Origin of the sequence: Streptococcus sp. AS14 (genome assembly GCF_000286495.1) — a bacterium.
Lineage (GTDB): Bacteria > Bacillota > Bacilli > Lactobacillales > Streptococcaceae > Streptococcus > Streptococcus sanguinis_P.
Window position 1 is genome coordinate 257947 of the sequence record NZ_ALKI01000018.1, and the last position, 11872, is coordinate 269818.

At 43.8% G+C, this 11872-nt stretch carries 2 protein-coding genes; both read right to left on the reverse strand.

All coding sequences use genetic code 11. The features are described 5' to 3' along the window. Positions 1 to 151: 151 nt before the first annotated feature. Positions 152 to 2572: an SHIRT domain-containing protein gene (locus HMPREF1150_RS00795; protein ID WP_009660472.1), complete on the reverse strand. Its 2421-nt coding sequence runs from the start codon at positions 2570 to 2572 to the stop codon at positions 152 to 154. A 388-nt stretch (positions 2573 to 2960) separates the two neighbouring features. Then, the gene (locus HMPREF1150_RS00790) at positions 2961 to 11870 is read right to left on the reverse strand and encodes a ZmpA/ZmpB/ZmpC family metallo-endopeptidase (RefSeq protein ID WP_009660417.1); all 8910 of its coding nucleotides are present in this window, start codon (positions 11868 to 11870) and stop codon (positions 2961 to 2963) included. Between the last annotated feature and the right edge of the window lie 2 nt (positions 11871 to 11872).

Genomic DNA, 11872 nt, shown 5'->3' on the forward strand with positions numbered 1-11872 from the left:
AGCAAATATTAGCCACCGTAAAAACATCCATTTGAACGACTACTTATTTTAGAGTTTATAAATTTAACCGTCAGTACATTATCAAGGATAGATGATGACAAAGACAAGAAAAAATCATCTCAGCTCGCTGAGATGATTCGTTTGGCTAATATTAATTAGCTTTTTTGAAACGATAGACAAGAGCTGATAAAAGAATCAGAGCAAATCCTGCTGCTATCGCAAAGATAGATGTTTCACTGCCTGTTTTCGGCAAAACTTTTTTGCCAGTTGCTGATCCAGTAACATCTTTTCCATCTTTATCTGACGAATTACCTGGTGTTCCATCAGTCGAACCAACTGGTTTGTCACCAGATGATGACGGTGGTGGTGTCGAACCTGAAGAAGGTGGCGGTGTACCTGGTCCTTGTGGACGTCTAGCTTCAAATGTCCATGTGCCTGTAAATTTGACATCTTCGCCTGCAATAGTTTTACTATCTGCGTCATATTTGAGGAATTTCCAAGTACCATCACTTGCTTCAACAGTTTTCTTAGCTGGCTGAACCGCTTGAACGGCAGCACCGTCTGCATATTCAGTGGCATCGGTCGGCAACAATTCTGTTACCTCTGCTGGTAAAGCGCGATTCGGATCTGCGCTTACAAATTCATACGTTACCTTATATTTCGGTGCTGGAGTGAAATTCCATTTACCAGTAAATTTAAGGTCTTTATCTGCAACAGTCTGGCTATTCGTTTCCGCATAGCCTTCGAAAGTCCATGTGCCTTCAGTAACTGTAACACTTGTTTTAGCAGGCTGCTTAGCGTCTACATTAGTACCACTAGTGTAGCGATTAGTATCTGCTGGAAGCAAATCCGTTACTTCTTTTGGCAGGTTTGGATAGGCTGGGTTAGAGCTGAGAAACTCATAGCTGACACCATAGTCTTTATAACTGTTGGTGAATGTTGGATTGTTGTCTGTTACAGCAGCTTCCAACTTGGCATTGTTTTCAGTCACTGTGACAGTCACAGTATGTTCTGTACTGTCATACGTCACTCCAGCTTCACTTCCAGCTATTTCTTTCAGCTTGTAGGTATAAGTTCCTTCTTTATCATAGTTGATTTCAGGAAACTTGATATTACCATCGGCGTCATTTGTTGCTTGAAGTTCCACGTTATTTCCGCCAACCTCAGTCAGCTTGAAACTGTACTTACCAGCTTCAAGTGCTTTACCATCCAGAACTTTCTTAGCGGTAATCGCTGCGGTTGCTGGCTCTAACTTGTATGTATTGGTGAAAGCATCACGGTCATAGGCAACAGTTGCTGTCTTAACGCCGTTATTGTCTGTTACAGTAACAGTAACATTGATGTCTGAATTGGCATCGTTTGTCACACCTGGCAGATTGCTTGCGCGTTCACGAATGACGTAGTTAAAGGTTCCTTCTTTTTTGAAACGAAGTTTCTTAAAGGTTACGGCACCAGCTTTATTAGTTACCGTTTGAACAACTTTGTCGTTGTCATCCTTATTAATCAAATCAAAAGTAAATTCACCATCTGCCAAATTGCGGCCAGTCAATTCCTTTTTGACTTTAAAGATAACTTCATCAGAACGGGTACCTTCGCCAACACCATCAAGAGTTGTCAAAGGCGCGAATGGACGTGCTAACAAATCAGGCATCTTTTGCCCATTAGATGTAACGGTTACATCGTTAAAGGCTTTTTTGGTTACCTTATCTACTGGCTCAGTCAAACGGGTCCGGTAGATAACATAAATACCTCTTCCACTCAAATCCCCAGCATTAACTGTGAAATGATTGGAGTCTGTAATAGAAACAACGTCGCTCGGGTTGAAGGATTTACGTGTACCAGAAGCACCTTCCCACTCAGTAAAGTAGTAACCTGTAATCCCTGCATCTTCATCCAGCTCTTGGCCTTCTGGAATAGCGTCCTCAATGACAACTTGACCAAGATTTTGGACATCGCGATTGACACGGATACGCCAGTTGACGTAGTTTGGATCCTTAGAATCCTGAACACCCCACTTGGAATAACCCTGAGGCTCCTCATCAACCTTGATGCGCTTCAGCCTATAGGTTCTAGCACCTGGGAAATTAACTTCTTGCTCTTGGTCATAAGGCATATTATCAGCCCAAACCACTGTGAAAGAAGATTGAATAAGCTTGGTATCTGGCATTTTCGCAAAATACTCAGCATTTGTGACAGTAATGGTTGCTGTATTTGTAACAGGATCTGTCACCAACTTAGCAACAACAGTGCCATCCGGTGCGCTTATGTTTTCCTCCAAAGTTCGCTCAATTTTGAACTGTGATGGAACACGATAAACCATGGTATCACCATTATTTAATACTTTGCTATCTGCAAATTTATAGGTCGGTGCAATGTAAAATTTACCTTCACCGTAGCCTGTATCCTTTAAAGGATTAGTATTAATGGTGACGTTTGTAGTTAGTTGATAGTCGCCATCACCTAACTCTGCAGCAGAAACCCTAGGACTTGAGCTTAACAAGGGAATAAAGGTTGATACCAAAAGCAGCAAAGTCATCAGAGCATGAGACACTTTATGATAAGTTTGTTTCACCTTGAATGCGGTCCTCCTTCTTTTTATATTTTATTTTAGACAAATGCTGGCAGGCACACCATCATCTGTCTACCCCCTCATTTTCAGTCGATTCTAAATCAAGATTTATTACCAAACTAAAAATGAATGTATTTGTATATGATAAGCAAATATGACATATACATATCAATTATAACATAAAATATTATAATTGACTCTTTGTGAACTACTTTTTTTAGAGGCAATTATCTATTCTTTGTCTACTTTCATTACAAAAAAGTTACAGATTATTTTTTTAATCTAACTCGGATGGATTATTATTGATTTATTAGAAATAAATAGCAGAAAAAATACCTAGACTTTTTACAGTCTAGGCATTTTTAAACATATACGGAAAACAACTTATTACTTACTTATTAAAGATAGACTGTCTGAAGTCGTCTGTCTCACGTAGATAAGCATTGTAAATCTTCTTCTTAAGCAGGTTGACCCAGCTGGCATCAACGCGGCTTGTAGCATTGGCAATGTTGCTCACATCCTCTGCTACTGCAGCGTCCATCAGCCTTTGCATGTCTGCATAAGAGCGAATGGTTACTTTCTTGGTACTGCTTGGATTTCTGAGTTCGTACTCGATGGTGATTGGTTTAAGCTTGGTCAGCTGATCAATCCGCTCCTTATACATCGCCTTCTTGAAGGCTAGCCAAGAGTCATATTCACCCTTGAATACATTTTCCAAGACTTTCTGGTCAGTCACGAGACCAACATCTCTTCCGGACCATCCATCCCACGTTTTCTTACCTTCATCAAAGGCTTCCTTAGAGTACTTACCAGAAACATAAGGGATAAATCCTTCATGGTAACCCTTGGCTGCTAGCAACTCATAAGCTGTACGACGGAACATGACATCGCCCGGTGCTCCATTTGGATTGCTCAAGGCTGAGTAGATTGGTGAGAAGAGGCTGAGACTGAGGTAGCCATTTCGTCCATATCTACCACTGTCCTTGTTCTCCCGACGAGTGATGACATCATTGTCAATCAGAGAGTCAAAAGTCTTCAGCTGCTTGATTTCTTCAGCAGTAAAGCTTCGCGTCTGGTTTCCAGCATGGGTCTCCTTACCATACTTATCTGTAACATAGTAATTCTCCATCTTCCTGAACCACTGAAGCTTAGCATCATCGCTCTGCTTCAGCATAGAGGTACCTTCTAGGTAATCTAGGGTGTAAATCATGTCAAACATACCATGGACATAGTGTTGCAGGTCTTCTGCATTTTGAACGCGCTCCTTGAAGTTATATGTGTGTAGACGCGTCTTAGAATCCTTGTCCACCTTGAAGAGGGTATTGAGTGTAATGGTTGCCTCATCTGTACTTGGAGTGGACTGCAGGAGTCCGCGAGCATAAAGCTCAGCTCCCAGACCTTCGCGGCGGCCATTGCCCTCAAAGTAAATGCCACCGTCAGAATTATGGGTCATTTCATGCGTGTAGACAGAGTTACCATAGTCTTCTAACAATTTAGCTGCATCAAAGTGGGTTACACTTCCTGTAGCATAGGCATTATAGCCCTTGCTAGGATACCACTTGCCGGCTGGTCCAAAGAATTCCTGCATAGCCAGTGATTTTTTGTCATTAGCTGGAGCCCAATATTTTTGACCATTCTTGTCAACCAATGAGAATCCATCGTAAACCAGAACAGAACGGAAGAGCTTGTCCTTGCTTTCATCGCTTAGAATCTTATACCAGAAGTCATAGTGATCGCGCTGGTATTCAGCTGTTTTTCTCACTCGGTCTTCGACAAATTCAGCTAGCTCTGCATCTGTCCGGACCCTGCCATTGGCATCAAGACGATAGCGATCGTAAGCCCCCATAGAGATGGTAGACATATTAGAAATAGCATAGACGCCCTTGTCAGTCATGGTCAAGAGTGGCAAGAGCATGCCCTTGTGTTCCCAGTTATCAGCAGTAATCTTGTCATAAACGCCGACAGAATACTTACTCTTGTCCTCGGCTGCATCCTGAAGCTGTCTCGCTTCTGCTAAATCCGACTTAGCCTCAACGATGTAGGCTTTTGTATTGGTCTTGAGCCATTCATTATTGGTCTTGTCTGGCAGGAAGAGCTGACGATAACCTTCTAGATAATTGAAGAGCCCTCGTTTACCAGTCGCTTCAGAAAGCGAGGCATCATAAGCCATATAGTTGTTCTTAGCTTTAAGATTGTTCATGCCTGACTTACCAAGTGAAATGATGGTATCTAAGGTTGAAGCATTATGATTTCCAAAGAAGTCAAATTTATAGGCTGACAAATCCTTGACATTGATATTGTCATAGTTGATATTATACCAACGGTTGAGATAGGTCAGACCAAGTAAGAAAGCTTCTTTATTGTCTTTAATTTGCTGAGCTATATAGTCTGCTACAACATTGCCTTCCGTATTGATAGACTTGTCCATAGCCAGTACCTTGCGTAACTCTTCTGATAGCTTGGTCTTGACTTGGTCAAAGGCAGTGTCCAGATAGAGATCATCCAAAGAAGTGTCAGCATTTACGCCTAAAACAGTCCGCATAGCTGGCGAATCAAGGACAACCTTGTTCAATTCCGGCAGCACTTGATTGAGAACTCTGCTATAGTCTGATAGGAAGGCTTCTGGTGTATAAAGAAGGTCTAGGCCATTTACAGTATATTCTGCAATTGCCTTATATTTGAAATCTCCCTTATAGGTCAGATTCAGGTATTCAACTGTATTATCCTCGAAGTGCAGCATCAAGCGATTAATCGCTGTCTTGTTGCTATTGATATCAGTGATAACCTGGTCGCCCTTCATTGGAACAACATCCAGCAAGTACTCTTTATTGAGCTTGTGGTTTTCTGTAAGTTTATTTCCGTAGGCAACAATGGTTTCCTTATTGTAGAATGGCAGGAGTTTTTCCATGTTAGCATAAGCTATCAGACGGTCTTCTCGAGCATTCTTTTCCTGAGCATAATTGACAGAATAAAGGTTGAGATTCGTGTCTTCTAGCGTGGTCGTAATGTCTAAGCTAGCCAGCTTCTCTTCTGCCTGGTCCAGAGTCAGTGTTGATGTGACAAACTTGTCATTTTCCAGTGTTTTATTTCCTTCAACGGCATAAGCTTCTGTGATACGGTTATTCTCATATCCCTGGTCGCCTGAAATACTGTAAACATTTGTTCCGCTGACATTACTGATGACATTATCAATCAAGCCATTGAAGTAATTGGAACCAACCACACCACCAATCTGACCGTTCTTAGTAGAGTTTTGAATCTTTCCAGCTACATAAGAGCGGCTGATGCGGGCATTGTTTTCTAAACGGCCGACTAAACCGCCAAAGCGTTGGTTGTTGGCTCTAGCGCCTGCTAGAATGGTTACATCTGCCCTGCTTTGGCTAATCAAGGAGTCTCCTCCCTTAAGATTGGCAACCAAACCACCGACATTGTATTCCTTACCCTGTTTATCATTGGACACGATAGTTCCAGTAAAGGAGCTATTGGTAATTTGGGTATTGTTAGCAATAACAACCAAACCTGCCACCTGTGAAGCATTTTCTTTTACTTCTACTCTACCTTGGACTGAAACGTCTGTGATTCGAGCATTTTCTGCATTGCGGGCCAAAGCCGCTGAGTCATAGGTGCCTACAATATTGACCTCTTTCAGGTCCAGATTAGAAATAGAGGAACCACTCTTGAGGTTTTCAAATAAAGGCTTGGCTAGATTATAAATCGCGTACTGCTTGCCATTATGATTACCTGTCAGACTGCCTGTGAAGTTCCCTTTTAGGTAGACATAGTCCGCAGGTGCCAGACTGACCTCGCTAGCATCCAAATCTGCTCCCAGAACATAGTTGCCAGCCATATTTTGCTTCATGGCCTCTATCAAACCAGCAAAGCTGGTGTAGACATTATGCTGGCTAGGGACTGCCTTACTGATATAGAAGTCATAGCCAGACTTATAGCTTGTCTCACCTTCTTGAACTAGCTCAGGTAGAGAGACTGTTACTTTATAGACATCCCTGCCATCTTTATGGCTTTCCGCTATGCTGTGAACCGGCAGGAGCATTTCCTTAGATTTACTTGATTTGACTTTGACAAAATAGGTAGACAAATCTGTAGGCATAGAGCTCATGGACACGACGCGCTTAAACTGGTCGTTTTCTTTTCTGTAAAACTCTGCCGAATCAATATCTCGGAAGGCAATCTTCTTGTATTCCAATTCAAAATTGCGGCTGTCCGTTTCAAGGTCTGTGAAGCTGCCATTATCCAGTTCATAAGTCAGCTTGGTTTTTAGCGTATAACCTGTGTAGTAGTCTAAGTCGCCAATCTTCAGACTTCCTGCGAAATTGGTAATCGGAAGAGTGCGAACAAGCTGATCTCCCTGGTACAATTCTGCAGTCGCTGAACGGAAGGACTGGGTCTGGTCTTCCAGTCTATATTGGACTGTAATCGACTTGTCATCAGGATTTTCTGTCAGACTTAGAATGGAAACCGTTGGCTTGACTTTAGGCACTCCATTTAGAGCTTCTTTGGCTGCTGTCAGGCTAGCAAATGCTTGGTTGACCTGCACCTGTGTGGCAGTTTGATTGTTCAGAACTCCTTCTGCTTTGGCTAATTCGTCAGTATAAGATGTCTGCTTCTCTGAGTCAGCATTTTTATATTTTGGAGCTGTTTTGATAGTTGGATTTAAATCGTATTCATTTTGAAGAGCGGTTTTGACAACCTCAAGTCCGCTTAACTGTGCCTTGGCTTGATTGATTTGTTTAACAAGCTGGTTGACTTCTGCTTGGCTGGCTTGGGATTGGTTGAGAATCGCTTGACCAGATACCAAAGCGGTATCATAGCTAGCCTGATGCTCCTGACTATCATTGAAATAACGTGCCTGAGCTTTAATCTGATCCGCTTCCGCTAATAGATTGTACAGTGGAATTAAATCGAATTCTTCTAAGGCTGCTGCTTTTGGTGCATCATTCGGTACCATATTTGGCTTAGCGGTACCGACTTTGACGACTTGCGTTACCGGAGCTAGAGTTTCTTCATTGGACAGTTCTTGACGATCAACTTCTTGACCATTGGAACTGTAGACACGAGTCTTAATCGTCCGTTCGCCCTCAACACCTGGGGTGGCAATTTGACGGGCATCGCGAACTAACTCGTCGGTCTCTTCTTCTCGAGTTGAGAAGTTAATTCTTTCAACTCTAGTTTCGTCGGTATAAGTCAACGGATATTCTGGAAGAGCCTCTGCTTTCGGTGCATCGTTTGAAACCATGGTTGGCTTAGCCGTTCCAACTTTGACAACTTGCGTAACTGGAGCTAAGGTTTCTTCGTTGGACAACTCTTGGCGATCGATTTCTTGACCATTAGAGCTGTAAACGCGAGTCTTAATGGTACGCTCACCTTGCACACCTGGAGTCGCGATATGACGAGCATCTCGAACCAACTCGTCCGTTTCTTCTTCACGAATAGTGAAGTTTATTTTCTCAACTCGAGTTTCATCCGTGTAAGTTAGCGGATACTCTGGCAAAGCCTCTGCTTTTGGTGCATCACCTGGTACCATGGTTGGCTTAGCAGTTCCGACTTTAACAACTTGTGTTACTGGAGCCAAGGTTTCTTCATTGGACAACTCTTGGCGGTCGATCTCCTGACCATTGGAGCTGTAAACACGAGTCTTGATTGTTCGCTCGCCTTGCACTCCTGGAGTCGCAATCTGACGAGCATCTTGAGGCAATTCATCGGTGTATTGTTCCTCGATGTTGAAGTTTATTTTCTCTACACGAGTTTCGTCCGTATAAGTCAACGGGTATTCTGGCAAAGCCTCTGCTTTCGGTGCATCACTTGGGACCATGGTTGGCATAGCTGTACCGACTTTGACAACTTGCGTTACCGGAGCCAAGGTTTCCTCATTGGACAGCTCTTGCCGGTCAACTTCTCGACCGTCTGAACTGTAGACACGAGTCTTGATAGTTCGCTCACCTTGCACACCTGGGGTTGCGATTTGACGGGCGCCCTGTGGTAATTTATCGGTGTATTGTTCCTCGATGTTAAAGGCTACTTTCTCTACACGCGTTTCATCTGTGTAAGTTAGCAGATATTCTGGCAAAGCGTCTGCTTTTGGCGCATCGTTCGGAACCATGGTTGGCTTAGCCGTTCCGACCATAACAATTTGAGTAACAGGAGCTAAGGTTTCTTCATTGGATAGTTCCTGACGGTCGATTTCTTGGCCGTTTGAGCTATAGACACGAGTCTTGATGGTTCGTTCACCTTGGACACCTGGGGTCGCAATTTGACGGGCATCGCGAACCAACTCATCCGTATATTGCTCTTCGATGTTAAAGCCAATTTTCTCAACACGCATTTCATCTGTATAAGTCAGTGGATACTCTGGCAAAGCTGCTTCTTTTGGTGCATCTTTTGGCACCATGTTTGGTTTAGCCGTTCCGACTTTGACAATCTGCGTCACAGGAGCTAAAGTTTCCTCGTTGGAAAGTTCCTGACGGTCAACTTCTTGACCATTAGAGCTGTAAACGCGAGTCTTGATGGTATGCTGGCCCTCAACACCTGGAGTGGCAATTTGACGGGCGTCCTGTGGCAATTCATCAGTGTATTGTTCTTCAATATTGAAGGCAATTTTCTCTACACGCGTTTCATCCGTGTAAGTTAGCGGATACTCTGGCAAAGCGTCTGCTTTTGGTGCATCATTTGGTACCCTATTTGGCTTAGCAGTACCAACTTTGATGACTTGCGTCACTGGAGCTAGAGTTTCCTCATTGGACAACTCTTGGCGGTCAATTTCTTGACCATTAGAGCTGTAAATACGGGTCTTAATGGTACGTTCACCCTCAACACCTGGGGTCGCGATTTGACGGGCGTCCTGTGGCAATTCATCAGTGTATTGTTCTTCAATATTGAAGGCAATTTTCTCAACACGCGTTTCATCTGTGTAAGTCAATGGATACTCTGGCAAGGCGTCTGCTTTCGGTGCATCGTTTGCTACCAAATGTGGCTTAGCCGTGCCTACTTTGACAACTTGCGTTACTGGCGCTAGAGTTTCCTCATTTGACAGCTCTTGACGTTCAACCTCTTGACCGTTGGAAATGTAGACACGGGTCTTGATGGTTCGCTCACCTTGCACACCTGGAGTCGCAATTTGGCGAGTACCTTGGACTAGCTCGTCAGTCTCTTCTTCACGAATAGTATAGTTGATTTTCTCTACGCGCGTTTCATCCGTGTATATTAATGGATACTCTGGCAAAACGTCTGCTTTTGGTGCATCACCTGGTACCATGGTTGGTTTAGCGGTACCGACTTTGACAACTTGCGTCTCTGGAGCCAAGGTTTCTTCATTGGACAACTCTTGGCGGTCAATTTCTTGTCCATTGGAACTGTAGACGCGGGTCTTAATAGTCCGTTCACCCTCAACACCTGGAGTCGCAATTTGACGGGCATCCTGAGGCAATTCATCAGTGTATTGTTCCTCGATGTTAAAGGCTACTTTCTCTACACGGGTTTCATCCGTGTAAGTTAGCGGGTATTCTGGTAGTTCTTCAACCTTTGGAGCATCAGCCGGAATCAGGCTTGACTTACTTGTTCCGACCTTAATAATCTGTGTGACTGCTGCAAGAATTTCTTCATCTGATAAAACTTGGCGGTCAACTTCTTGGCCATTCGAGGTATAGATACGAGTGGTAATAGCCCGCTCACCCTTTACTCCTGGTGTGACAACTTGGCGACTGCCTTCTGGAATCTCATCAGTATACTGTTCTTCAACAGAAAAATCTATCTTTTCTCTTCTTGTTTCATCCGTCGCAGTCAGCTCTAATTCTGGGGCTTGATGCACGGGTGCTTCATCTGGTGCGGTACCATAAGTTGTTAGTTCCGGAACTTCTTGGACTGGAGCGGTGTCTGGTGTAGTGCCATAAGTTGTTAGTTCTGGAACTTCTTGGACTGGAGCGGTGTCTGGTGCAGTGCCATAAGTCGTTAGCTCAGGTACTTCTTGAACTGGTGCAGTATCTGGCGTTGTACCATAGGTCGTCAATTCTGGAACTTCTTGCACGGGTGCGTCATCAAGTGCGGTACCATAGGTTGTCAACTCTGGGACTTCTTGGACTGGCGCTGTATCAGGCGTCGTGCCATAGGTCGTTAATTCTGGAACTTCATTTACAGGTGCGGTATCTGGTGTCGTACCATAAGTCGTCAATTCCGGGACTTGATGCACTGGTGCTTGTTTTGGTATAGATTTTACTGCAGCAGTACCGACCAACACAATTTCCGAAACTGGCTCTGCAGTTACCTGATCTGAAATCACTTCGCTTTTTACAATTTCTTTACCTGCAATATAATTGCGTGTGACGACAGTGCGTGTACCAGCGACACCTGCGCGAATGACCTGAGATTGCCCCTCTGCGAGTTCATTTGAATATTGATATTCTGTTTGATAAGGCAGGACTTGGGTTTGGCTGCTTTCTTGGCTCTTGAATTCCAGTTCTGGTACTTCAGTGACTGGAGAAAGCCGAGCAAATTCGCGTTCTTTGGCAGCAATAATCTCTTTTTCTTGCTCTGTCAGTTTCTCTGTTTCAGTAGATACAGGCTTGTTGGCAGTACCCTGATTCCCAGAAAGACTAGCAGATTTACCTGCCTGCTGATCGACTTCGACAGCTGACAAGTCCTTCTGTGCCGTAGGAAGCTGATGACTTCCTGCTGCATTCTCCTTGCCCTGTTCACCGCTTTTCAGATAGCCAACATATTCGAAACCAGCAATCTCTAAAGGTTCAGGCAGCTTATCTCCCACTGTCAAATTTAGCCTTTGATTGTAGGCGGCTAATTCAATATTGGTCACTGCAAATACAGAAGGAGCTAGGAGAATAGAGCCTAGACCTGTCACCAGCAAAATAGAAGACAGGTATTGCTTACCATTTCTACCTCGTGCAATTACTAAGACTGCTAAAGTCAGCCCAGCAGCTGCAAAAGTTGCTTCCCACAGACTTGAGTAGCCTGTCTTTGGCAAACTTTTTGCCGAAAGCCCCTGGGTCTTTGGACGGTAAACCAGATAATAAGCATCAGAGTTTTCTTCCACAAACTTTGGAAGCTCCTTAACAACTGCATTCTTCTCAGCTTCAGTGAGTTCAGACTCTACTACGTAGTGATACTGGACTGGAACGGTTTTGCCAGCTGAGACTTCTGCAGCCTCAACCGTGCTTATATTTCCCCCTATGGCGGTACTCAAAAAGAAGCTTCCGATAGTGGCAGAAACCAATCCTACTGATAACTTTCTAAAAGAATAGCGCTGGAGCGTATCACCAGTGATTCTTTTTTCCATAA

What these genes read in the sequence shown, in the direction of transcription:
- HMPREF1150_RS00790 (WP_009660417.1), bottom strand. Translation starts at nt 11,870, where the DNA reads ATGGAAAAAAGAATCACTGGTGATACGCTCCAGCGCTATTCTTTTAGA.